The sequence below is a fragment of the Colwellia sp. MB3u-45 genome, from assembly GCF_014077005.1.
Classification (GTDB): Bacteria; Pseudomonadota; Gammaproteobacteria; order Enterobacterales; family Alteromonadaceae; genus Cognaticolwellia.
On record NZ_JACGVC010000049.1, the window covers coordinates 424,004 to 447,937 of the forward strand.

Sequence of the window (23,934 nt, forward strand, 5' to 3'; positions counted from 1 at the left end):
ATAATGCAAAGTACTTTTCTTGCCTGGATGTTCAGAATGCCACTGATTAAACGTTGGTCATTGATGTTTTGTGTTAAACCAGAAAATGTTGCTGAGCATTCTCACCAAGTGGCTATTGTCGCCCATTTGCTGGCAGTGATTAGAAATCAAAAATTTTCGGGCAACATTAATGCGGATAAAGTGGCTACTGTTGCACTTTATCATGAAGCCAGTGAAACCCGTTTTGGTGATATTGTTAGCCCAACAAAATATGCTAATCCTGAGATTGCTCGAGAGTTTAAAAAAATTGAATATATAGCTGAAAAACAATGTCTTCAGTCTTTACCTGAAGAGTTTCAAGCAATGTTTGCCGATATAATTGTGCAAGATAACGTGGATGAACAATACAAAAAAATTGTCAAAGCGGCTGATATTTTAGTAGCTTATATTAAAGCGCTTGATGAATTAAATCATCAAAACCATGAGTTTGACCATGTAAAAGAACGCTTAGAATTGAAGCTAGACACCATTAAACAGCAAATGCCTGAAGTCGGCTATTTTATGGATGTTTTTCTGCAATCATGCTCAGCAACTGTTGATAAACTGACCGAAGTTCAAGTTAAAAAATAGTTCTAGATCACCCGTGATGCTTGCTAGAGATGCTAATAAGATTATATACCTGCTCGACTTCATTTTGGAAAATTTTATAACATGATGATTAAAAAACATTTAGGTTTTTTCTTTAACCTTATTGCCATCGCATTATTTATTCCGGGTATATTATTGCCAATGTTTTCTCTCAATATGGCCATGACAGCTAATGTGAGTGGTGCAAAAATTACTAATACAATCATTGATAAAAACTTGTCATTGTTGCAAACCATACAAGAACTTTGGCAAGATGATCGCCTGTTAGTGGCGTTATTAATTTTTGCTTTTTCTATTTCAATACCGGTATTGAAATTTATTTTACTTAGTATTGCTTACGCAAATAAAAACTCTAGATTAGAGATTACCGTTTATAAGTTTATTAGCCAAATTGGCAAATGGTCAATGGCTGACGTTTTTGTTGTCGCCATTTTTCTTGCGGTACTATCAACTAATCACGCTGAAACCGCAACACAACAACAATTCGCGGTATTTGGTTTTAAGTTAGATTTTATTGTCAGCAGTGAAACATTGTCCGCATTAGGACCAGGCTTTTATTTCTTTACTGGCTATTGCCTATTATCTTTATTAGGGTCAAGTATTAGTAACAGTAGTATTAACACCAAGGCCAAAACGCTATCACCATCAACATCAGTTAACACTTTGATAGATTAAAACTATTGATAATATAGAGTAAGTTCTTCTATAGTTACTATACTTAAGCACTTAATAAGGGAGTATTTTATGGATCTTTCAAAACACAATATGACAAGTTTGTTCGCTCAATTGGGTCTTAAGAATAGTGATGAGGAAATAGAACGTTTTATTGCGTCTAACCGTGGTATCCCAGTAAATCAGGCACTTGCTGATGCTGATTTTTGGAGCAATGGCCAAGCGCAATTTTTACAAGAAGCTATTGTGCTTGATTCTGACTGGAGTGAAGTTGTTGATAGCTTAGACGCTTTATTAAGAAGCTAAACTTAAGAGACTAAACCATTAAAAAAGGCTTAGGTTCTACTAAGCCGGTACGTTAAAAAATTACCTATTATAATTCTTCGACAGTTTCTTATAATTTATTAACAGATTATTCATAAATATTTCACTACCAAGTTATATTTATCTTACTGGACGTTAGTGCTTTATTTATTAAGCTTAACTAACAATCACCTATATAGGTGATATCCATTAACTGAATTTGATATTGTCCTCTACTTTTTATTTTGAAATACATAACATCAGGTAGTTTATTTAATGGTTATTTGAACTAAGTACTTTATTCATATAAATAATTGATTTAACTAAGTTTCTTATTTAATGATGTCATATAAAAATTGATCTTGATTTAAAGAAAAACCTTCGGAGTCAAGCCAATTAATGGCATCATTTAAATTGTCAAAGACAGCACGCTCATAGCCCTGCTCTGTGTGTGGTATCATTTTTTCTAATTGCATTTCTTTAACTGAACTAGGTCGGTAAACATGGCAATCTTTAATACAACCCTGTGCTTTAAACCATTCACAATGCTCAACCACATGTTGTTCTATTTCTGGTACACCTAATTCCCACTGCTCAAAAATAGAAATTATTGCCCAATCACTACCCATCAAGGGTGCAGCTGCTGCTTTAAACTCTTTTACGTAAGCAATAATTGCTTCTTCATTCCATGAATCTGCAAACCACTGCATAAGTACTTTATCAGTAACCTTTATTTTCCAGCGACCGTGAATTTCTAACATAAAAAGTCCAAATGAAATCAAAGCTATTTACAATATAGCGTTTACGGCGGTCATAAGCTAACTCTGTTTCAAAAGACCACAAAAATCAATCATGTCATAAAGGACATTATAATAACCTAATGGCCAACTACTTAATTGTATCACTGAGTGGTTTTGAAAAAATTTCTTATAAGCAATCGTATCTTAAGTCTGATTTTTTTAGTGCTAACATCAAAGCTGATTAACTGTGCTTACAACCACTCGCTTCAATTTGCAGTACGCTGGTATTAACATCGAATTGTTCTTTTAGCACGCGCTCGATTTGAAAGCGGCATACTTCATCATGCTTTTCTAAAGTACATTGGTGTTTTAGTACGATATGAGCACCCACCACTACTTGGCCGTTGTCACTTTTAACAATTAAATTGTGCACATTGTCTATATGCTCTAAACCTTGCAGGGCCGTTTCAATTTTCTTCAATGCCGGTAAGCGAACGCCATTAAAAAATAAACCTTTAATGCATTTATAAAGTAGTTTAGAGCCGGTATAAAGTACAAATACAGAAATAAGTATGCTCGACAACGAATCGACAATTGTCCAACCCGTAACATGAATGACAATGCTGGTGACGAATGTGACTATGGTAGATAGTAGATCAAAAAAGGTATGTAAAAATACCGCATAAACGTTAACACTATCTTTACGGCCTTTATATAAGACATAAGCTGACGCGCCGTGAAATAGAAAGCCTAACGAGGCAACCGCCGACATAACAAAGGTGTTTATTTCATGTTCATCATGATGCTCGTGGCCAAATAATCGCTCGGCCCCTTGCAGTAAAATCCAACAACTGATCAGTAAATATAAGGTACCGTTGATCAAACCACCTGAAAGCTCTAAACGACGATAACCATCACTAAACGTTCGACCAAATTTTATCGCTAAGGTTGAAGCTATTAAGGCGATAAATAGTGAACTATTATGCACAAACAAGTGCCCTGCATCTGCATATACCGCCAAAGAATTTGCATAGGCGGCGCCAACAAGCTGCAGCAACATAAATACACTGGTAATAGCCAGTGCAATCAGTAAGCGTCGTTGTGATGATTTATGTGTTGTTAGAGTAGTCATGCAAAAAAGTAATGTCTCATTAAAGTAATTAAATAGTATGTACCATGTGCTTTCATCAGTTAGAAAAGCGTCGTTATTGTAGTTTTAATTTAGCTAATTAAATAGTTGCCACCATAACAATAGCAAACGCTACTGGATTTTATCCGCAGGTTTACCGTTAACTACTGCGACCAATAGGCTTGGTCTAAGCTGTCTTCTCGCTCCGGTAAACCACGCGACAAACGCGGAGAATGTTGTACCAATACCTCATAACTGACTCTGTTGGCGTATTTACTCATTTGCGATAACGACGAGTAAGTTAAGGCTAATTGCTCATGCTTACTTGAGTTTGCCACCGTATTTTTATGATAAACATTAGCACTTAAGTCATGTAATATAGCCGCAAGCGCAGCATCTCCAGCACCATTGGTATTTTTTATACTTTCAGGGCCACCCATATAAGGGGCAGAATGGGTATATATTCGCATTGGTTGATGGCAATCTTTCAATAACATGGGACGAGAATATTCATAACGATTAAACTCATCTATCTCGCCCGATAATAATGGGTATTCACTTTCTCGTTTAAAGGTTTCATCAACATAGCCCGCCATATATAAGCCGTGTTTACCAGCGGTGCAAATAACCATATCAACCCAATCCAAGCATTTATTCGCAGCGAGTAGTGGTTCTTCAATACCCGTTATGGCTAATGCTTCTTCTTCGTTCATGGTCAGTATGTTGACATGCTTTTGGACAAAATCACGCCAAAAATCAGGTTCTTCTTCAATTAAAAATTTAGTACCTAAGGTCAGCACCACAGGTACGCCAGCAGCATTTGCACATTTTACCGCTTTAATTGCTGCTTCGGTCATGGTGTCGCCAGCTTGTGTGCGCATCAAATAAGAGCTAATAACCAGTGCTGAAGCTCCGGCAATTAATGACTCGTCAATAGAATCAGGATGTAGACGATTGATTAAGCCGGCATTAATACCAAAAGTGCGCTCACCGTGATCATCAATTAAGGTAAAACAACGACCAATAGGGCCGTCGACAGGCTGAAGATAGTTAAGATCAACACGTGAAGAGGTGTTACTTATAAACCGGTAAGCATAGTCACCAACATGTATGTTTTTGGACATAACACCCAGTAAAACTGAACGGTCATCCGCTAGCACAGAGTAATTATGCATAGTATTGCCAATAGTGCCGCCGGCAAATTCGTAATTGATCAGCGATTCATCTTTCAAACGTTGATAAAGGCGCTGAGTAACTTCGTCTGAGATAACCTGTGACATACCAAGTTTTAAATCAAATTCATTCAAAAATGCTTGATCAACTTTAGCTTCAATATCCACTAAAACCTGATCTATACCAACAATATAGTTTTGAGCCGCTTGAGCGCTAGGATTTACTTGGTTTGTTAATGGGTTTTTATGGTCGACAGGAAAATAATGTCGATGTTGACGGCGTCCGGGAAACTTCATGAAGTAATACACGGTTAATGACAAAAAACGGATTATAGCGCAATGCCATTTGGTTTGACCAGAACCATCACCTAAATTATGGAGAAATGTCTATAATCGCTGGTTTGGATACCATGATCAGTACAAATTAAATTAAAGAACGCAAACTACGACAAAAAAATGTCAATCATTTGCGCTCCAACATAATATAGCTGAGTATTAATACATTCCATATTAATGTGTTACATAATCATCATAAGATGCCATTTCTCGCTGCATTCTTTGTTTTTCCTTAAAAGCCTCTATTTCTTGCCACTTACGCTTAGCCTGTTTACTATTTTTTTTCTTCTGATTATCGAAGTAAGCATCGATATCATTAAGGTTTTCTTCTTGCCATTCTTTAGATTGCATCACAAATACTCCTATTGATTGTTTCCTCTAAACTAATCAATTTATATGACAGTTATTTGAATGAAATATGACAATTTGGTTAACTCTATAGGTTAACTTGGTTGGTTTTATTTGATAGCAACAAAAGCTTAGCAGCTTGCACTTAAGTATGGCCCAGTGCTACTAGTCATTTTATTATCTATTTAGGTCTAAAGCTTTAAAGCAACTTTTAATCAATGCAGTTATGACATGACTAATACTTGTCACCTGTTCACCAAAAAAATTTTGCTAAATTGCCATACTTTTGGTCTAGTATGATATTTCTCTGCACTGTATTGTCAGATAAATTAGTTAGTTTGACACGGTCTAATACAGGGAAGAGACATGAAAACTTACCGCTGGAAAAATCTTGGGTTCAATCGTTTTAACCGCTTCAGTTCTTCAAATAGGTTGTAACAATAATGACGTTAGCGCTGTTGAAGTCCCAGAATCCAGTGTAATAATTGAGACTGGAGCAGTGGCCAAAGTAAGAGTAGGAGTGAAACTGTTATTTTTAATTAAAAATACAAATTAATAATGAAGCCTTCTGTGTGTTGAATACCTATTAAGTTATGCTAAAGAAAGAAAGAAATAAATACCCCCAAGGTACTGGCTTTTAGAAGCGTTTATCAGGCACAACATAAAAATAACTAGCCGTTACTTATTTCGTTATTTGTACTAGTAAAGTGCAATAAAATTTATTTTTATTGCACTGCTAACTTAGCTAAATTATTGAGCCCATATCATTAAAAATTCAACGAGGTTATAAACCCCACCCTAGAGTCAGCATTTACTTTTTCATCATATTTTTTCGTTGATTAACATGATACTGAGCAAACTCTTCCGACAATATTTTTCCGTTACCATCGCTGTCAATATCTTCAAAGCTAGGGGCATTAGCGAGATTGCGCATAGGATAGCCTTGTTTGACACCCGCTTTTTTTCTTGCAGCTCTGGCATCAGAGAATTCCTGTTTTAAGATAACACCATCACCATTTAAATCGAATTTGGTGAAGCTAGCCATATTTCTGCCTTTACTCATACCATCGGCTTTTCTGCGTCCTGGTTCCATGCTGTGACCTTTGCCAGATTTTTTCGTTGCCATACGCTCACTTCTGACTTGGTCAAACTCTTGCTCACTAATGACCCCGTCACCATTACTATCATAGGTAGCAAAAGTAGTAGGGCCATGTACTGGTAAGTCAGCTGAGAGCGAAGATAGCGATATAACACTCAAAAAAGGGACTAAAATTAGGGGCATTACCTTGAATAGTTTTTTCATTATTATTTTCCTATAGATTGCCAATAAACTGATTAAAACTCTAATTTGTTAAAAGTATAATAGACCAATTACACAGGAAAAACTAATCTAAATTAAGCCTTATAGTACATTTAATATCCGTGTAAATAGCCCGGTTTTCGTAAGCTATATTAGCTTAAATTTAAATTTTTCATTGAGCTACTTCAACTCAATAAGTCTTAGAAAACTTAATTAACAGGCATTACAGATAATCATGAAAACAACAATATAGTACCTTGATTATGTCCTAACTTTGAGTATTTAACACTAAGCTACTTAGCACATTTAATTTTTCTTTGTAAGCAGTTACTAACTACAGGTAAATTGCTTTTACTCTCAAAACAGACAAAAAACACGCAATGTAGCCAGCTCGATTAAGACTGTGAATAAAATTATGGTGATAAGCCAGTCCTGAAAATAATACATCTATATATCTTGTTAGGTAGCATTCATCTCGCTTTTGATCACCACACAGTGAAACGCTGCGTAATGAAAAACTTGATAATCATGTCATTGACCCTGATGCGCCTTATGCTGCTTGTGTTGTTTATGATTACTATGGCAAATTAGAAACCTTCCCTGCAAGCTGAACAAGCATGATAGGAGCAGTTGATAAAGGCGATTCTGCGCAATTTAATATGGAAGAAGTTATACATGCTAAGCGCTGGGAATTACTTAATTTCATTATGGCTCTCGCACCGGCTTCAGTGTGGTAATTATTTCACATATCATATATCACCTGCTAAACACCGATACCATGGTTTATTTAGCAACATAACAGATTGATTTTTAATATATTTTTGGCGTTAAAGCGGGAATAAACACAGAATTTTCTTTGCATTGCCCAATGTGGCAACACTTAGTGAGAGTGAATAAAGCTTAAAGACATTACACAAAAAACTCAAGCAACCTTGACCCCATTGATTTCCATTAATTTAAATAAGTGAAAAGATAATTACGAACGATAAATTAGACGCCAAGTGTGCTTCATTAAACGCCGAAATGATGACCAATATTCACGTTTCACAGGCATGGATGCCCGTGAAAGTGCTGTAATGCATAGATTATCTTCAGGATGAACGGTAAAGCGCGTTGCTATGGATGGCAAGGAGCGCAGTGCGTTCAGTGCTAGTACGTCAAGGAAGTATTGGCCATTACGGAGGAAACACGTTTAATGCAGCAGCGCCGAGGGTGTCGAGAGCTAAAGAAGTATGAGCGGCGTTAGCCTCCCTGCTCTTTTCTGGGTCTAGTCGGCACCCCAACGCCAAACAATTAAAAAAAATTCCAAAGCATTAATTAAAACCAAGAACCACCTAGTCCCTAGTTTGCTAACCTACATATGACAAAGTTATTATCGGTGACCTGATAAGTTTGGCTTGATAAGTTATCAGCTAAAACATGAGCAATTTAAGCTTCAATTCCCCAGCCATCCGTATAACCATTAAACTGAGTTACTATTTGTTCAAACTGAGCTTCTTGAGCAATAATTACATCATAAAGAGGGATCACTTTTATTGCACAATCTAAATCCCATGCTTTTGGATCTTCATTAATGTGAACATCACAAATAATATCAGGTGCTATTTCAGCAAGATGAGCTGCCATAGCCTCTGCTTGTTCTTGTGTTTCAAATAAGTGAAAAAAAACAATAGTATGCATTACGGTTAAATCGATACCCGCTTTTTGCATTTCAAACAATACTTTACCGGTTTCATCTTTTGGGAAGTTCATATTACTCTTCAAAGCTATAAAATTAATGCGGCATTATAAACGGCAATGTTTTAAATAAATAGAATAGAAATAAACAAAAGTAAATGAAATCTATTTAATGGTTGTAACGAGATCAGGGAAACCAATGTAACCTAGTTGTAAAATCAACAGTATTTATTGTTTATTTTATATTAGTACTTATCCGCTTGGAGCTCTTTTGTCTGCTTGGCGTCGCGGTGCCGACAACACCCAGAGGGGCGTTACACGCTGCTCATATTAAACTCGGCCTTTGGACTCCCCATGGCGCCCGACTCAGCAAACACTCCAACTCACTTTTCTTTAAACATAAGCGGCGCAATATTCATTCCTGCCGAAAATCGTCCCTTCACACAGCAGTCTGCGCCATCCATAGCTCCGATCAACATAGCACTTATCTAAATTCAGTTTCCGCAGCTGAGATGGGATCAGGAGCTTGTTGCACTAGCGGTATTTTATAAAAAGTACTGTATTGGCTGAAAGATTAAAAAGAAACACCACAGATAAACCAGACACTAAGTCTGCTTTATTAAACGCCGGAATATTGGCACACGGACGTGCCATCAGCGCGGGTACGTAGAGAATATTGGACAGCATGGAGGAAACACGTTTAATGCAGCAGCGCCGAGGGAGTCCATAGCCAAAGAAGCATGAGCGGCGCTAGTCTCCCTTCTCTTTTCTGGGTGTCGTAGGCACTCCGACGCCAAACCGGTAGGTAAACTCCAAACCATAAATTTAAAATCAGTAGCCATCAAATCCCTAGTTTACTAAGCTAAATATGAGACAGTTATTATCGGTGGCCTGATAAGTTCTCGTCACCACCGCGACAATAAAAGTAAACACGCTTATAATATTGTAAAAAATATAGGGAAATAAATTTGTGTTAGTAAAATATTTTGGAAAAGTTTTCAATAAAGAACTTAATACATATTCAGTACGTACTGACTTTTTAAAAAATGGATTATTTAGATTTACCCAGCCTAACCAATTGAATGATAAAGGAAGTGAATTTAAGTTATATCCCTATTTTAACGAAATATCACCTTCTGACAGTGAATATGCAATTTCAAAATTAAAAAAAGACAATTGGAATTCTAATTCAAAAACACCAAATATAGAAGATTTAAAAATCTACTTAGGTATAAATCCAGATATGAGATATGACCCTGCTACGTGGAAAGGTTTAAATGGTCTTCCCTTAGCCGAAATGGATGAAAGTACTTGGATAAAAAATACAGAGCAGTTCAACGAAAAAATTATCAATATAATGAGCGCTAATCTGGGGGTTTTTTCCCTATCAACAGATGATTTGAATGAACATATGTGGGTTATGTATGCCAGTGAAGGAACAGGAGTAGCAGTAGAGTTTGATGAAAATCATCCATTCTTCCTAAAGAATGTTCCACAGACTGTATCATATTTAAAGAATAATAGAGCTACATACACTTACTATAATGGAATACAGTTAATTAATGGCATAAAACGAAAAAACTATAATATTGAAAAGTTATCAAGTACTGAAATGACAGATTTATTTAAAAGATTAGCGTTGTCAAAGAATGAATTATGGTTTCAAGAAAAGGAAAAACGAATAATTATAGATTTAAATAAAGCGAGTAATAGCGATATTGATCATCAGCTCCACAGTAAATATCCAGGAATCTGCTTAAAAGAAATACCTTTTGAGGCATTTAAAAGTATTATATTTGGCTATGCTTCTCCTCCAGAATTTGTTGATAGAGTTATATCTGTAATAAAAAATAATAATTCATTATCTCATATATGTATAAAGCACGTTAAGCACGATCACTTCGGCAATGTGATTTATAATGATAATAAACAAAAAACCCGCTAGAAGCGGGTTTTTATCAAGATTTACAAGCTGTAAGCGAATCGCTTACCAACCTGTTTTCTCTTTAAGTGCTGAGCCAATTTCAGCTAAAGAACGTACAGTTTTAACACCGGCCGCTTCTAGTGCTGCAAATTTCTCATCAGCTGTACCTTTACCACCAGCGATAATCGCGCCAGCGTGACCCATACGCTTACCTTCTGGTGCAGTAACACCAGCAATGTAAGATACTACAGGTTTAGTAACATGAGCTTTGATATATTCCGCAGCTTCTTCTTCAGCAGTTCCGCCAATTTCACCAATCATTACGATTGCTTCAGTTTGTGGATCGTTTTGGAACATTTCCAATACGTCGATGAAGTTAGTGCCTGGGATAGGGTCGCCACCAATACCTACACAAGTAGATTGGCCAAAACCAGCATCAGTTGTTTGTTTAACGGCTTCGTACGTTAATGTACCAGAACGTGAAACAATACCAACTTTACCTGGTAAATGGATGTGACCTGGCATGATACCAATCTTAGTTTCGCCTGGAGTGATAACACCTGGACAGTTAGGACCGATCATACGAACGCCAGATTGATCAAGCTTAGCTTTAACGTCAACCATATCTAAAGTTGGAATACCTTCAGTGATAGTAACGATAAGCTCGATGCCTGCATCAATAGCTTCTAAAATTGCATCTTTACAAAACGGAGCTGGAACGTAGATAACTGTTGCTGTTGCGCCAGTTGCTTCTACTGCTTCACGTACTGTATTGAATACTGGTAGGCCTAAATGCGTTTGACCGCCTTTACCTGGGCTTACGCCACCAACCATTTGTGTACCGTACTCAAGTGCTTGTTCTGAATGGAATGTACCTTGACCACCAGTGAAACCTTGACAGATTACTTTAGTATCTTTGTTAATTAAGACAGACATTATTTGCCCTCCGCAGCTGCTACAACTTTAGTCGCTGCATCAGTTAATGACTCAGCAGCAATGATATCTAAGCCAGAGTTTTTAAGAACTTCACGACCTAGTTCAGCATTAGTACCTTCTAAACGTACTACAACAGGTACTTTAACGCCTACTTCTTTAACCGCGCCAATAATACCTTCAGCGATCATGTCACAACGAACGATGCCACCAAAGATGTTAACTAAAACAGCTTTAACGTTGTCGTCAGAAAGAATGATTTTGAATGCTTCAGAAACACGTTCTTTAGTCGCCCCGCCGCCAACATCTAGGAAGTTAGCTGGCTTGCCGCCGTGTAAGTTAACGATATCCATAGTACCCATTGCTAGGCCTGCACCGTTAACCATACAACCAACGTTACCGTCTAAGGCTACGTAGTTTAATTCAAAGCGTGCTGCATGAGCTTCACGTTCATCTTCTTGAGATGGATCGTGGAACGCGCGCATTTTAGGTTGACGGTATAAAGCATTACCATCGATACCAATTTTACCATCTAAACAGTGAAGATTACCTTCGTCAGTAATAACTAACGGGTTGATTTCTAATAAGGCAAAATCGAAATCTTCAAACATTTTTGCAAGACCTAAAAAGATCTTAACAAATTGCTTCATTTGCGTTGGGTTTAAACCTAACTTGAAGCCTAATTCACGTGCTTGGTACGGTTGAGCGCCAACAAGTGGATCGATTTCAGCTTGATGAATTAACTCAGGAGTCTCTTCAGCAATCTTCTCGATATCAACACCGCCTTCAGTAGAGGCCATGAATACTACTCTACGACTTGCGCGGTCAACAACAGCACCAAGGTATAATTCGTTAGCAATATCTGTACAGCTTTCTACTAAAATTTTAGCTACTGGCTGACCGTTTGCGTCAGTTTGGTAAGTAACTAAGTTCTTACCTAACCAGTTTTGGGCGAAATCTTTGATTTCTTGTTTTGTTTTAACTAGCTTAACACCGCCAGCTTTACCACGGCCACCGGCGTGTACTTGAGTTTTAACAACCCACATTGTGCCGCCGATTTTATCAGCCGCTTCTGCCGCTTCCTGAGGAGTATCGCAAGCGAACCCTTCAGAAACTGGTAAACCATATTCAGCGAATAATTGTTTCGCTTGATATTCATGCAAATTCATGGTGTTTTATCCATTTATCTGTAGATGAAAATGGCAATAATCATTAAATTACTACCATCGAAAAAAGTCGAAAGAGTATAGTACAAAAGCTCTAAAGAACATAGTCCTTAGAGCCTAATACTATAGTCTAGATCGAACAATAGATTTTATTATTACTACTTACTATATGTTTAGCAACAAGCGTGTTGGGTCTTCCAACAGCTCTTTAATTGTTACTAAGAAACCTACTGATTCTTTACCATCGACTAAACGATGGTCATAAGAAAGTGCTAGGTACATCATAGGTAAAATTTCAACTTTTCCGTCAACAGCCATTGGGCGGTCTTGGATTTTGTGCATACCTAAAATTGCCGCTTGTGGCAAGTTAAGTATAGGTGTTGAAATTAATGAACCAAAAACGCCGCCATTAGTGATAGTAAAATTACCACCTTGCATTTCGTCCATGGTTAATTTTCCGTCACGGCCTTTAATTGCTAAGGCGCGAATACCGTTCTCGATGCCCGCCATGCTGAGTTGATCTGCATCACGTAATACCGGTGTAACTAAGCCACGTGGCGTAGATACGGCAATCGATATATCAAAAAAGTTATGATAAACAATATCATCACCATCAATTGAGGCATTAATTGCTGGGTAGCGCTTAAGTGCTTCAGTGACCGCTTTAACGTAGAACGACATAAAACCTAAACGGGTATCATGCGTTTTCTCGAACACGTCTTTATATTGCGTACGAAGATCCATAATTGGCTTCATGTTAACTTCGTTAAACGTGGTTAACATAGCCGTAGAATTTTTCGCTTCGAGTAAACGTGTCGCGATTGTTTTACGCAAACGTGTCATAGGTACACGTTTTTGTGTGCGCTCACCTAATGCGGCAGAAGCTGGTGCAGTTGGCGCTGGCGCCGCTGCTTTAGCTGGTGCTGCTTTTGGCGCACTTTTAGCTGCAAGGGCAGCTGATTCTACGTCTTCTTTAGAAATACGACCGCCTTTACCTGTGCCAGTAACATTACTAGCCGTTAGACCTTTCTCGGTCATTAAACGACGTACTGATGGGCTAGCGAGTTCGTCAGAACCAATAGCTTCTTCAGCTGAAGCAACTGGCGCTGAACTTGCTGTTGCACCGGCATTAAGCTCACCAAGTTTTTGACTGCCTAAGACGGTATCACCTTCAACATGGATTATTTTACCAATAACACCATTTTCTTGTGCAACAACTTCTAAAACGACTTTATCAGTTTCAATATCAACTAAATTTTGGTCAACAGTAACTGTATCGCCTTCAGCAACATGCCAAGAAGCTACAGTTGCATCAGCAACTGATTCTGGCAATACCGGCACAACGATATCAATCACTTTAACTGCACTGTCTGATGCTTTAGGAGCACTTGCGGTGGCTGTGGCTTCTTCGCTCTTACTTTCAGATGCTTTACCTTCAGACAAAATAGCAATAACTTGCTCGCCTAAAACCGTAGCACCTTCAGCTTGAGATATTTCAGTAATAACGCCATCTGATGTTGCTGGTACTTCAAGTACCACCTTGTCAGTTTCGATATCTACTAATACTTGATCGCGAGTTACTTTATCGCCTACTTGTACATGCCAAGTCGCTATTGTTGCATCTGCAACTGATTCAGGTAAAACGGGAACCTTGATTTCGGTTGTCATTTATATAATTCCTTACACACTCTTAATTAATCTCTTTATAAAAAAGAGGGTCTATTCCACATTAAGCGCGTCATAAACTAGCGCCTGTTGTTCTTTTACATGTACTGACATATAACCTACAGCTGGTGCTGCAGAGGCATTACGACCTGCATATGTCAAATAGCCTTTCTCAGGGATAGCCGCTCTAAAGTGATGCTGTGAACAGTACCAAGCACCCTGATTTTGCGGTTCTTCCTGACACCAAACGAATTGCTTAACGTGCTGATATTTTGCAATTTCAACTTTTAGCTCATCTTCTGGGAACGGGTATAATTGTTCGACACGAATGATGGCAACATTAGTTTGCTCATTCTTACGGCGTTGATCCAGTAGTTCGTAGTAAACTTTACCACTACAGAACACTACGCGTTCAACACTGTCAGCATCAAGCTCATCAACTTCACCAATAACATTATGGAAAACACCGGTAGAAAGCTCTTCTAATGAAGAAACGGCCATCGGGTGACGCAATAATGATTTAGGTGACATAACCACCAATGGACGACGCATAGGGCGAACCACTTGGCGTCGTAACATATTAAACACTTGTGCAGGTGTTGTAGGTACACACACTTGCATGTTGTGATCAGCACACAGTTGTAAAAAGCGTTCTAAACGTGCAGATGAATGCTCTGGGCCTTGACCTTCATAGCCATGAGGTAACAACATAGTTAAGCCACATAAACGGCCCCACTTTTGTTCACCTGAACTGATAAATTGATCAAATACCACTTGTGCACAGTTAGCGAAATCACCAAATTGTGCTTCCCAAAGGGTTAAGCCACTTGGCTCTGCTGTAGTATAACCATATTCAAATGCTAGTACTGATACTTCTGATAATACTGAGTCATTGACATTAAATGGGCCTTGACCTTCTCTAATGTGTTGCAATGGTAGATGACAACTAGCATCGTCTTGATTATGTAAAACGGCATGACGATGGAAAAACGTACCACGACCTGAGTCTTGACCAGTCAAACGAACACGCTTGCCTAAATCAACAATTGAGGCATATGCTAAGTTTTCTGCCATGCCCCAATCTAGTAATTTTTCACCACTGGCCATTTTCACACGATCATCGTAAATTTTATTTACGCGGTTGTGTACTGGAAAACCGTCAGGAATAGTCGAAATTTTATTCGCAAGCTCTTTTAACTTCTCAAGCGAAATTTCTTTATCGTAGTCGTCATCCCAGTTATGACCAATATAAGGTGACCAATCAACAGAGTGTTCTGTCATCGGACGCCACTGTTCTACAGTACATTGGCCTTCATCAAGCAATTTACGATAATAAGCGGTTAACTCATCAGTTCTCGCTTTGTTAAGCGAGTTTTCAGCATTAAGCTTATCAGCGTAAAGTTGACGGGGAGTCGCATGCTTTTTAATTTTTTTGTACATAACTGGCTGAGTGGCACTAGGCTCATCAGCTTCGTTATGACCATGACGGCGGTAACAAACTAGATCGATTACCACATCACGTTTAAATTCATTACGATAATCAAGGGCGATTTGTGTTGCTAAGATCACCGCTTCAGGGTCATCACCATTAACGTGAAGAATCGGTGCTGAAACCATTTTTGCCACTTCAGTACAGTATTCACCACTGCGGGTATCTTCTGAACTTGATGTCGTAAAGCCTACTTGGTTATTCACCACGATACGAATAGTACCGCCAACTTTAAATGCCCTTGCTTGCGACATATTAAAGGTTTCTTGCACGACACCTTGGCCAGCAATTGCCGAGTCACCATGAATGGTGATAGGTAATACTAAATCACCCTCATTGCAATCACGACGGTCTAATCGTGCACGCACAGAACCGATAACCACAGGGTTAACAATTTCAAGATGCGATGGATTAAAGGCCAGTGCTAAATGAACATTGCCACCTGGAGTAACAAAGTCAGACGAGTAACCTTGGTGATATTTAACATCACCAGAAGATAATATTTCGTCATGCTTACCGGCAAACTCGTCAAATAGCTTAGATGGGTTCTTACCCATCACATTAACTAACACATTTAAGCGACCACGGTGGGCCATACCCATGACGACTTCTTTAGCGCCTTGTGTACCGGCACGAGTGATGAGTTGTTTCAACATGGGGACTAGCGCATCAGCACCTTCAAGAGAGAAGCGTTTTGCACCTGGGAATTTTGCCCCTAAGTACTTTTCAAGTCCATCAGCCGCAACTAATCCCTTAAATATTTCTTCTTTCTCTTCAACGCTAAGTACAGCTTGTGACTGCACTGATTCCAAACGTTGTTGTAACCAACGCTTCTCATCAGTGGAGTTAATGTGCATATATTCTGCACCAATAGAGCCACAATAAGTCGTTTTAAGGGTTTTATATAAGTCACCAAGTTTCATTGAGTCATGGCCAGTCGCCAAAGAACCAATTTTAAACTCACGATCAAAATCATTTTCTGATAGATCATGGTGAGATAATTGCAGGTCACGTACTTTATCACGTTTCCATAACCCTAAAGGGTCAAGGTTAGCATTTTGATGTCCGCGAAAACGAAAAGCATTGATCAGCTGTAAAACTTTTACTTGCTTAGCGTCACTGCCACCTGAAACAACCACGGTTTTTTGTGTTTGCTGGGCCAGCTCTTTAAATTCATCGCGGATTTCAGAATGCCGATATTCAACGTCAGCACCTTCAATTTTAGGAAGTTGTTGGAAAATACCTCGCCACTCTGCAGTAACAGATTGTGAGTTATTAAGATAAGATTCGTATAATTCTTCAATATAAGCAGCGTTTGCACCACTTAAATGGGAAGACTCTATCCAAGCCTTCATAGCACCTTCGGGCATTGCCTGTTCCTTTATGGGATAAAAGCAATCAAAACATATGGTTAAAATAAAATATCCGAGCACATTCGCTAGAAAGCACTCGGATGATTAAATTAAACCGCTCTGGTTAGCAACATTGACTTAATATGGCCAATAGCTTTGGTTGGGTTTAATCCTTTCGGACAAACGTCAACACAATTCATGATACCGTGGCAGCGAAATACACTGTAGGCATCTTGTAGATCATCTAAACGTTCTTCTGTCGCGGTATCACGGCTATCGATAAGAAAACGATAAGCATGTAATAAACCCGCTGGACCGATAAATTTATCAGGATTCCACCAGAAAGAAGGACAAGATGATGAGCAACACGCGCATAAAATACATTCATAAAGCCCGTCTAATTTTTCACGTTCTTCAATAGATTGCAAGTGCTCACGTGCAGGTGGCGCTTTACCATCATTAATAAGGTAAGGTCTGATTTTTTCATATTGATTATAGAACTGGGTCATATCAATAACTAAATCACGTATCACCGGTAAACCAGGTAATGGGCGTAAAACAATCTTCTTTGCTGGAACAGCAGATAAAGGTGTTATACAAGCCAAACCATTTTTACCATTAATATTCATACCATCAGAGCCACAAACACCTTCACGACATGATCGACGAAATGATAATGATGGATCTTTTTCTTTTAATAACGTGATAGCGTCAAGTACCATCATGTCTGAGCCTTCTGGAATTTCCAGCTCATAGTCTTTCATGTAAGGCTTGTTATCAACATCAGGGTTGTAACGGTATATCGAAAAAATTTGTTTCATCGATAGTTCTCCTTAGTAAGTTCTTGCTTTCGGAGGGAAAGCTTCACGGTGGACCGGTGCCATATTTACTTGACGCTTAGACATAGATTGTGTCTCTGGCGTATAAATACTATGGCATAACCAATTTTCATCATCACGAACAGAAAAATCTGCACGCGCATGCGCACCGCGTGATTCAGTACGGAAATTCGAAGCTTTTGCCGTACAAAAAGCAGTTTCCATCAAGTTGTCTAATTCTAAACACTCGATACGCGCAGTGTTAAATTCTGAAGACTTGTCATCAAGGCTGGCATGTTGAATACGTTCACGAATTTCTGTTAATTCTTTCATACCTTCAGCCATGGCATCGCCTTCACGAAACACTGAGAAGTTATATTGCATGCACTTTTGTAGATCTTTACGGATCTGGAATGGACTTTCACCTTTAGTAGATGACTCCCAACGATTTGTACGCGCTAATGAAGCCTCTAAGTCAGACTCAGATGCATCTGTACCTGCTTGGGTATCATTTAGGTAAGTCCCTAAGAAATTACCTGCAGAACGACCAAATACTACTAAATCAAGTAAAGAGTTACCGCCTAAACGGTTTGCACCATGAACTGATACACAAGCAATTTCACCAACAGCAAATAAGCCTTCTACAATCGTCTCTTTACCCGTTTCTGGGTTGAAGTTAATTGCTTGACCATTGACATTACAAGGTATACCACCCATTTGGTAATGACATGTTGGTATAACTGGAATAGGCTCTACCGCTGGATCAACATGAGCGAATGTTTTAGATAAATCACAAACACCTGGCAAACGTTTTTCTAACGTTTCACGACCTAAATGATCAAGTTTAAGCTTAAGATGTGGACCCATAGGACCGTCAAAACCACGACCTTCACGGATTTCTGTCATCATAGATCGAGCTACAACATCGCGTCCTGCTAAATCTTTAGCATTTGGCGCGTAACGTTCCATGAAACGTTCACCGTCTTTGTTAAGCAGGTAACCACCTTCGCCACGACAACCTTCAGTTACTAGCGTACCTGCACCAGCAATACCTGTTGGATGGAACTGCCACATTTCCATGTCTTGCATTTGTATGCCTGCACGAACCGCCATGCCAACGCCGTCACCAGTGTTGATATGGGCATTAGTGGTTGATGCATAAATACGACCAGCACCACCAGTAGCAAGTACTGTTGCACGGGCTTTAAAGTAAACTATTTCACCTGTTTCAATGCAAATAGCCGTACTACCAACAATGGCACCGTCACTATTTTTAACTAAATCTAAAGCGTACCATTCTGAGTAGACGTTAGTTTTGTTTTTAACATTTTGTTGATACAAGCAATGTAACAATGCATGACCGGTACGGTCAGCTGCTGCTGCTGTACGTGCGGCCTGTTCGCCACCAAAGTTTTTAGATTGACCACCGAATGGACGTTGGTAAATTTTACCTTCTTCGGTACGAGAAAAAGGTAAGCCCATTTTCTCTAATTCGATAATGGATTCTGGACCCGTTTTACACATATATTCGATAGCGTCTTGGTCACCGATATAATCAGAACCTTTAACCGTATCGTACATATGTTGTTCCCAATGATCTTCATGAGCATTACCCAAGGCTACGGTAATACCGCCTTGCGCTGATACCGTATGAGAACGAGTAGGAAATACTTTTGAAATCAAAGCACAAGATTTGCCTGATTCCGATATTGCTAAGGCAGCGCGCATACCTGCACCACCTGCGCCAATAACAATGGCGTCGAATTCACGAATTGGAACGTTCACTTACACACCCCACACAGTTAATAAGCCTGCTACAAGATATACTAGCAACAGAACAGAAAAGAAAAATTGCAAACCACCACGTAAAAGCGCTGGTTTAATGTAATCGGAAAGTACTTGCCAGACACCAATCCACGCATGCACTAGTAACGCAATAAGTGCTAAGATTGTAAATATTTTAGTGCCAAAACCACTAAAAAATGACTGCCAGATTTCAAAAGTTACATCTGGGGTTATAACGAAAAAACCGACAAGATATAAAGTATAAAATGCTAAAATTATTGCACTTGCACGAACAAGTACATAGTCATGTACGCCACTACGGCCTACTGTTGCTGCATTGTTTACCATAATTTAACTCCTACCACTACAGTAAGCACTAACCAAAGTGCGATAACAAATTTTGCTGTAGCATTACCCGAAGCTAACTCTTCAAAATAACCTAAATCCATAATTAAATGACGAATACCGCCAAGTAGATGATAGATAAGAGCAGAAAGCGTACCAAGGATAATTATTTTGAAGAATACACCACTAAGTAGTGCCTCTATTTGGCTGAAACCTTCAGCAGAAGATAGGGATAAAGAAAGCGTCCACAATAAAATACCAATAGCAAACACCATGATTACACCTGATACTCGGTGTAATATAGAAGCATTAGCTGCTGCATGCATTTTAATTGTTGACAAATCTAAGTTTACAGGACGTTGTTTTTTCACGATTGTCGCCTAAGGAGCTCTTGGAGCATTCAACTTATTTGTTTTTTACGCTACCTAACTAATTTACTCGGTTAGATAACCCCCTTTCGATTCAAATTATATTTCTACACTTAATAATTGAATGCAAAAAAAAGAATTTAGATCGGCCCGATTATATAGGTGAAATCCATTAATTACAATTCTCTTGCCGACAAATTAGCGCCTATTTTCAAGGCTTGCGACTAATGGCTAACCTTAGTTTACAAATATTTATTTGCGCATCTGACTTTAGTCTAAGTGTTCAACAAACGAATTGACTTATAGGGGGTGATCTGAAGTAGAATGGTGTTAGTTTTATATTAACAAAAATTGTCTAAGCGCTTAATTTTAACGTTTTAACAATTTTCAAGATAAGCAATTTATTATAATGGGGACGAAACATATGGCTGATTCAAAAGCCTCTCTTAGTATCGACGGTAATGTAATTGCAGAATTGCCAATTCATAAAGGTAGTGCGGGTAACGATGTAATAGACATCCGTACTCTAGGTGCTGCAGGCTACTTTACCTATGACCCAGGCTTTATGGCAACAGCGTCTTGTGAGTCTGCGATCACTTTCATTGACGGTGATAAAGGTATCTTACAACACCGCGGTTATGCGATAGATAATCTTGCTAAGCAAGCAGATTACTTAGAAGTTTGTTATATTTTATTGCACGGCGAAGCGCCAAATAGAACGCAATACGATGAATTTAAAAGCATTATCAATAATCACACCATGGTACATGAAAAATTAGTACACTTTTTTCATGGTTTTCTCCCTGATGCGCATCCTATGGCGATGCTATGTGGTGTGGTTGGCGCGCTATCTTCGTTTTATCATAGTGACTTAGATATCCACGCACCTGATCAACGTATGCGTAGCGCACATCGCTTAATTGCCAAAATGCCCACTATTGCGGCAATGGCATACAAATATAGTATTGGACAACCATTCGTTTACCCACGTAACGATTTAAATTATGCAGAAAACTTTTTGCATATGATGTTCTCTGTTCCAGCAGAACCCTATGTTGTTAGCCCAACAGTTGCGCGTGCGATGGACAGAATTTTTACGTTACACGCTGACCATGAGCAAAATGCCTCAACGTCTACTGTGCGCTTAGCTGGTTCTTCTGGTGCTAATCCATATGCCTGTATTGCTGCGGGTGTTGCATCATTGTGGGGCCCTGCACACGGCGGCGCAAATGAAGCATGTTTGACTATGCTTACAGAAATTGGTTCTTTAGACCGTGTTGACGAATATGTTGCTAAAGCAAAAGATAAATCTGACCCTTTCCGTTTAATGGGCTTTGGTCATCGTGTTTATAAAAACTTCGATCCTCGTGCTACGGTAATGCGTGACACTTGTCACGAAGTATTAAAAGAATTAGGTATTCAAGATCCGTTGCTTGACGTAGCAATGGCGTTAGAAAAAGTAGCGCTTGAAGACCCTTATTTCATTGAGAAAAAATTATACCCAAATGTTGATTTTTATTCAGGCATCATTCTAAAAGCTATTGGTATTCCAACGAATATGTTCACGGTAATCTTTGCCATGTCACGTAACGTTGGTTGGATTGCTCATTGGGATGAAATGCTAGGTCAACCTGGACAAAAAATTGGTCGTCCTCGTCAAAAATATACTGGCGAAATCAACCGTACATTTATTCCTCTAAGTGAAAGATAATAAAGGCTAAATCTCATTAGCTAACCCTTTACCTTAGATAAAAAAGGCAACCTCTTGGTTGCCTTTTTCGATTTATAATTTTGTTCAGTCCTGAAATAAGTTATTGCTCAACTAATAGCCTAATATATTAGGTAGACAAAGTTCTGTACATTGTTGTTTCAAACACTATATTGTTACAGCAATTTTTTATAATTTAAACGGTATCATATTTGTGCTTGACCATATTTTAATCGTCGATGAAAGTCGCTTAGTACGCGAAGCTCTTGCTAAAATATTACTCTCCTGTGGTATTAGTAAAAATGCCATTGCTTGTATCGAAAATGCTGAAGACGCAATAGAATATGCGCAATTTTCAGCTATAAGTTTGTTGATTTGTGCAGATAATTTAACCAATAAAAACAGCTTAAATTTTCGTGACGAATTAGCAAAAGCATCAAAGATAAAACAGCTGCCTTTAATGGTACTCTTGCATCAAATTGACGAAAAAAATTCAGCAATAAAGTTAAACAAAGCCCAAAATGTAAAATGCACATTAACAAATAGCATCTCTCTATTTCCCCCCTTTAGAAAACAATATGTGATCGAAGCATTATTTGCCTTAACACAAAACGCTATATTTACTGCTCAAACTTATCAAGAAGATGATAATGATAGTGGTGTGTTATCAAAGCCTGCTAGTAACACAGCACCTGTGTTACTAGCACAAAAGCCAACTATCCTTGTCGTTGACGATGAAAGCAGTAACATTGATGTAGCAGCCGGAAACTTGCGTGATCTTTACCGCGTAATGGCAGCAAAATCAGGTGAACATGCACTGAAAATAGTGGCCAATAATAAGTATAATATCAGATTGATTTTACTTGATATTATGATGCCAAAAATGGATGGCTATCAAGTTTGTAAAAGCCTTAAAGACAATGAGGCAAGCGCCAGTATCCCGGTAATATTCCTCAGCGCTAAAGCACTCGTTGAAGATATAAAATATGGTTTTGATTTAGGTGCTGTTGATTATATTACCAAACCATTAAATGGTGATTTGCTGCGTGCTCGTGTTGCTATACATATCCGCTTACAGCAGCAAAAGCTAGATCTGTCTGCGCAAGTAGCTACTCTTAAAGAAAATGCCAAGTTACGTGAAGATATTGAGAAAATAACTCATCATGATTTAAAAGCGCCTTTGAACAATATTTTATTTGAAACATATCGATTAGCTGATAAAAAAGCAGCAAAATCAATTAATCGCGCAGTAAATAATGTTGTAAACATGGTTAATAACTCACTCAATGTCTACAAAATTGAGCAAGGTATTTATACACTAATGCCGCAGGCAACCAACTTAAACTTGTTAATTGACGATGCCATCAATGCGATATCCAGTACTAGCCATGATAAAAAAGTCCACTTTGTATTAAATGGCTTTGATAGTGAATATGCCATTATGGTTGAGCCATTACTTTGTTTGTCAATTTTCAATAATTTGATCAAAAATGCAGTAGAGGCCTCACCTGTAAATCACGCGATAACGATAGCATTAACCCATGATAATAATGATATATGCTTTAAACTCACCAACCACGGGATTATTGCTAAGCACTTACGCTCATCGTTATTTGAGAAGTACACCAGCTCAAACCATAGTACTGGCACAGGATTGGGCACCTATTCAGCTAAACTAATGACTGAAGTACAGCATGGTGAAATATCATTTACTATTATCAATGAACAGCAAACACAGTTTATCGTCAAACTGCCTGCGGCTTAACAGTATTGTTATAGGTATTATTTAGCTATAGCACGAACAGCGCTTATAAAATGGCTAAAAATTAAGGCTATATTCATATTACAGTGGCCAAAAAAAACTTAATTAATCGCCTAATTTTTAATGGCATCTAACTCAGAGACTTGGTAAATGGCTAATGAGCACCTGATAGAACACTTAGTTAAACCGCTTTAACTATCCTATGCAAAAGCCAATAATGTGGCTAAACCATCATTAAAAAAAATCAGCATATGACTAATACAGCTTGAATATTTGTTGTTTTTAGCCATGAAGATGTCAAAAATAACCTCATTT

General features: G+C 38.4%; 20 protein-coding genes and 1 pseudogene. 7 read left to right on the forward strand and 14 right to left on the reverse strand.

The genetic code is table 11. The features are described 5' to 3' along the window. The first annotated feature begins 3 nt into the window (after positions 1-3). From yfbR to H4J41_RS12845, 3 genes are all read left to right on the forward strand, one after another. On the forward strand, positions 4-609 hold the full coding sequence (gene yfbR / locus H4J41_RS12835; RefSeq protein ID WP_182137723.1) for a 5'-deoxynucleotidase: 606 nt from the start codon (positions 4-6) through the stop codon (positions 607-609). An 84-nt stretch (positions 610-693) separates the two neighbouring features. After that, on the forward strand, positions 694-1,302 hold the full coding sequence (locus H4J41_RS12840) for a paraquat-inducible protein A (RefSeq protein WP_182137991.1): 609 nt from the start codon (positions 694-696) through the stop codon (positions 1,300-1,302). A 69-nt stretch (positions 1,303-1,371) separates the two neighbouring features. Then, positions 1,372-1,605, forward strand: coding sequence for a DUF2789 domain-containing protein (locus tag H4J41_RS12845; protein WP_182137721.1), 234 nt, complete (start codon positions 1,372-1,374; stop codon positions 1,603-1,605). A gap of 329 nt (positions 1,606-1,934) precedes the next feature. On the opposite strand, the gene H4J41_RS12850 is transcribed toward H4J41_RS12845, so the two are convergent. The 5 genes from H4J41_RS12850 to H4J41_RS12870 form a co-directional block, all read right to left on the reverse strand. Beyond that, positions 1,935-2,363: a hypothetical protein gene (locus tag H4J41_RS12850; RefSeq protein WP_182137719.1), complete on the reverse strand. Its 429-nt coding sequence runs from the start codon at positions 2,361-2,363 to the stop codon at positions 1,935-1,937. 220 nt (positions 2,364-2,583) lie between these two features. After that, positions 2,584-3,474: a cation diffusion facilitator family transporter gene (locus tag H4J41_RS12855; protein ID WP_182137717.1), complete on the reverse strand. Its 891-nt coding sequence runs from the start codon at positions 3,472-3,474 to the stop codon at positions 2,584-2,586. A gap of 161 nt (positions 3,475-3,635) precedes the next feature. Further along, positions 3,636-4,940, reverse strand: a complete 1,305-nt coding sequence (locus H4J41_RS12860; RefSeq protein WP_182137716.1) for an inosine/guanosine kinase — start codon at positions 4,938-4,940, stop codon at positions 3,636-3,638. A 213-nt stretch (positions 4,941-5,153) separates the two neighbouring features. Then, complete coding sequence (locus H4J41_RS12865; protein ID WP_182137715.1) at positions 5,154-5,330, reverse strand: DUF3545 family protein; 177 nt, start codon at positions 5,328-5,330, stop codon at positions 5,154-5,156. Between the two features lie 808 nt (positions 5,331-6,138). After that, positions 6,139-6,630, reverse strand: coding sequence for an EF-hand domain-containing protein (locus H4J41_RS12870; protein WP_182137714.1), 492 nt, complete (start codon positions 6,628-6,630; stop codon positions 6,139-6,141). A gap of 468 nt (positions 6,631-7,098) precedes the next feature. On the opposite strand from H4J41_RS12870, the pseudogene H4J41_RS17630 reads away from it, so the two are divergent. Further along, positions 7,099-7,337 (forward strand): annotated as a pseudogene (locus tag H4J41_RS17630) (exopolyphosphatase); the annotation flags it as partial. A gap of 718 nt (positions 7,338-8,055) precedes the next feature. Here the strand turns inward: H4J41_RS17630 and H4J41_RS12875 are convergent. Next, positions 8,056-8,379, reverse strand: coding sequence for a ribonuclease E inhibitor RraB (locus tag H4J41_RS12875; protein WP_182137713.1), 324 nt, complete (start codon positions 8,377-8,379; stop codon positions 8,056-8,058). Between the two features lie 895 nt (positions 8,380-9,274). On the opposite strand from H4J41_RS12875, the gene H4J41_RS17755 reads away from it, so the two are divergent. Continuing rightward, positions 9,275-10,249, forward strand: coding sequence for a DUF2971 domain-containing protein (locus tag H4J41_RS17755; RefSeq protein ID WP_182137712.1), 975 nt, complete (start codon positions 9,275-9,277; stop codon positions 10,247-10,249). Positions 10,250-10,291: 42 nt separating this feature from the next. On the opposite strand, the gene sucD is transcribed toward H4J41_RS17755, so the two are convergent. The 8 genes from sucD to sdhC all read right to left on the reverse strand — a co-directional run bounded on the left by sucD (position 10,292) and on the right by sdhC (position 20,152). Further along, complete coding sequence (gene sucD, locus H4J41_RS12885; protein ID WP_182137711.1) at positions 10,292-11,164, reverse strand: succinate--CoA ligase subunit alpha; 873 nt, start codon at positions 11,162-11,164, stop codon at positions 10,292-10,294. Continuing rightward, positions 11,164-12,330 (reverse strand): ADP-forming succinate--CoA ligase subunit beta, encoded by a 1,167-nt coding sequence (gene sucC / locus H4J41_RS12890; RefSeq protein ID WP_182137710.1) that lies wholly within the window; start codon positions 12,328-12,330, stop codon positions 11,164-11,166. The genes sucD and sucC overlap by 1 nt, the downstream gene beginning before the upstream one ends. Before the next feature lie 162 nt (positions 12,331-12,492). Further along, on the reverse strand, positions 12,493-13,995 hold the full coding sequence (gene odhB, locus H4J41_RS12895; protein ID WP_182137709.1) for a 2-oxoglutarate dehydrogenase complex dihydrolipoyllysine-residue succinyltransferase: 1,503 nt from the start codon (positions 13,993-13,995) through the stop codon (positions 12,493-12,495). Between the two features lie 51 nt (positions 13,996-14,046). Beyond that, complete coding sequence (locus tag H4J41_RS12900) at positions 14,047-16,851, reverse strand: 2-oxoglutarate dehydrogenase E1 component (RefSeq protein ID WP_182137708.1); 2,805 nt, start codon at positions 16,849-16,851, stop codon at positions 14,047-14,049. 92 nt (positions 16,852-16,943) lie between these two features. Further along, positions 16,944-17,654, reverse strand: coding sequence for a succinate dehydrogenase iron-sulfur subunit (locus tag H4J41_RS12905; protein ID WP_182137706.1), 711 nt, complete (start codon positions 17,652-17,654; stop codon positions 16,944-16,946). Between the two features lie 12 nt (positions 17,655-17,666). Then, positions 17,667-19,436, reverse strand: a complete 1,770-nt coding sequence (gene sdhA, locus H4J41_RS12910) for a succinate dehydrogenase flavoprotein subunit (RefSeq protein ID WP_182137704.1) — start codon at positions 19,434-19,436, stop codon at positions 17,667-17,669. Continuing rightward, positions 19,437-19,784 carry a succinate dehydrogenase, hydrophobic membrane anchor protein gene (sdhD, locus tag H4J41_RS12915; RefSeq protein ID WP_182137703.1) on the reverse strand — a complete coding sequence of 116 codons (348 nt, stop codon included), beginning with the start codon at positions 19,782-19,784 and terminating at the stop codon, positions 19,437-19,439. Beyond that, positions 19,778-20,152, reverse strand: coding sequence for a succinate dehydrogenase, cytochrome b556 subunit (gene sdhC / locus H4J41_RS12920; RefSeq protein ID WP_182137702.1), 375 nt, complete (start codon positions 20,150-20,152; stop codon positions 19,778-19,780). Before sdhC ends, sdhD begins: the two co-directional genes overlap by 7 nt. Positions 20,153-20,573: 421 nt before the next feature. On the opposite strand from sdhC, the gene H4J41_RS12925 reads away from it, so the two are divergent. Together H4J41_RS12925 and H4J41_RS12930 are read left to right on the forward strand one after the other, a co-directional pair. Continuing rightward, positions 20,574-21,860, forward strand: coding sequence for a citrate synthase (locus H4J41_RS12925; RefSeq protein WP_182137700.1), 1,287 nt, complete (start codon positions 20,574-20,576; stop codon positions 21,858-21,860). Between the two features lie 211 nt (positions 21,861-22,071). Next, positions 22,072-23,622 carry a hybrid sensor histidine kinase/response regulator gene (locus H4J41_RS12930; RefSeq protein ID WP_182137699.1) on the forward strand — a complete coding sequence of 517 codons (1,551 nt, stop codon included), beginning with the start codon at positions 22,072-22,074 and terminating at the stop codon, positions 23,620-23,622. Positions 23,623-23,934 lie beyond the last annotated feature (312 nt).

Bases quoted from the DNA above. Each gene is read 5' to 3' on its own strand.
- H4J41_RS12865 (WP_182137715.1), bottom strand. From the start codon at position 5,330: ATGCAATCTAAAGAATGGCAAGAAGAAAACCTTAATGATATCGATGCT.
- H4J41_RS12925 (WP_182137700.1), top strand. From the start codon at position 20,574: ATGGCTGATTCAAAAGCCTCTCTTAGTATCGACGGTAATGTAATTGCA.
- H4J41_RS12870 (WP_182137714.1), bottom strand. From the start codon at position 6,630: ATGAAAAAACTATTCAAGGTAATGCCCCTAATTTTAGTCCCTTTTTTG.
- H4J41_RS12900 (WP_182137708.1), bottom strand. From the start codon at position 16,851: ATGCCCGAAGGTGCTATGAAGGCTTGGATAGAGTCTTCCCATTTAAGT.
- H4J41_RS12845 (WP_182137721.1), top strand. From the start codon at position 1,372: ATGGATCTTTCAAAACACAATATGACAAGTTTGTTCGCTCAATTGGGT.
- H4J41_RS12855 (WP_182137717.1), bottom strand. From the start codon at position 3,474: ATGACTACTCTAACAACACATAAATCATCACAACGACGCTTACTGATT.
- sucC (WP_182137710.1), bottom strand. From the start codon at position 12,330: ATGAATTTGCATGAATATCAAGCGAAACAATTATTCGCTGAATATGGT.
- H4J41_RS12905 (WP_182137706.1), bottom strand. From the start codon at position 17,654: ATGAAACAAATTTTTTCGATATACCGTTACAACCCTGATGTTGATAAC.
- H4J41_RS12860 (WP_182137716.1), bottom strand. From the start codon at position 4,940: ATGAAGTTTCCCGGACGCCGTCAACATCGACATTATTTTCCTGTCGAC.
- yfbR (WP_182137723.1), top strand. From the start codon at position 4: ATGCAAAGTACTTTTCTTGCCTGGATGTTCAGAATGCCACTGATTAAA.
- H4J41_RS12850 (WP_182137719.1), bottom strand. From the start codon at position 2,363: ATGTTAGAAATTCACGGTCGCTGGAAAATAAAGGTTACTGATAAAGTA.
- H4J41_RS12840 (WP_182137991.1), top strand. From the start codon at position 694: ATGATTAAAAAACATTTAGGTTTTTTCTTTAACCTTATTGCCATCGCA.
- sdhD (WP_182137703.1), bottom strand. From the start codon at position 19,784: ATGGTAAACAATGCAGCAACAGTAGGCCGTAGTGGCGTACATGACTAT.
- H4J41_RS12875 (WP_182137713.1), bottom strand. From the start codon at position 8,379: ATGAACTTCCCAAAAGATGAAACCGGTAAAGTATTGTTTGAAATGCAA.
- sucD (WP_182137711.1), bottom strand. From the start codon at position 11,164: ATGTCTGTCTTAATTAACAAAGATACTAAAGTAATCTGTCAAGGTTTC.
- odhB (WP_182137709.1), bottom strand. From the start codon at position 13,995: ATGACAACCGAAATCAAGGTTCCCGTTTTACCTGAATCAGTTGCAGAT.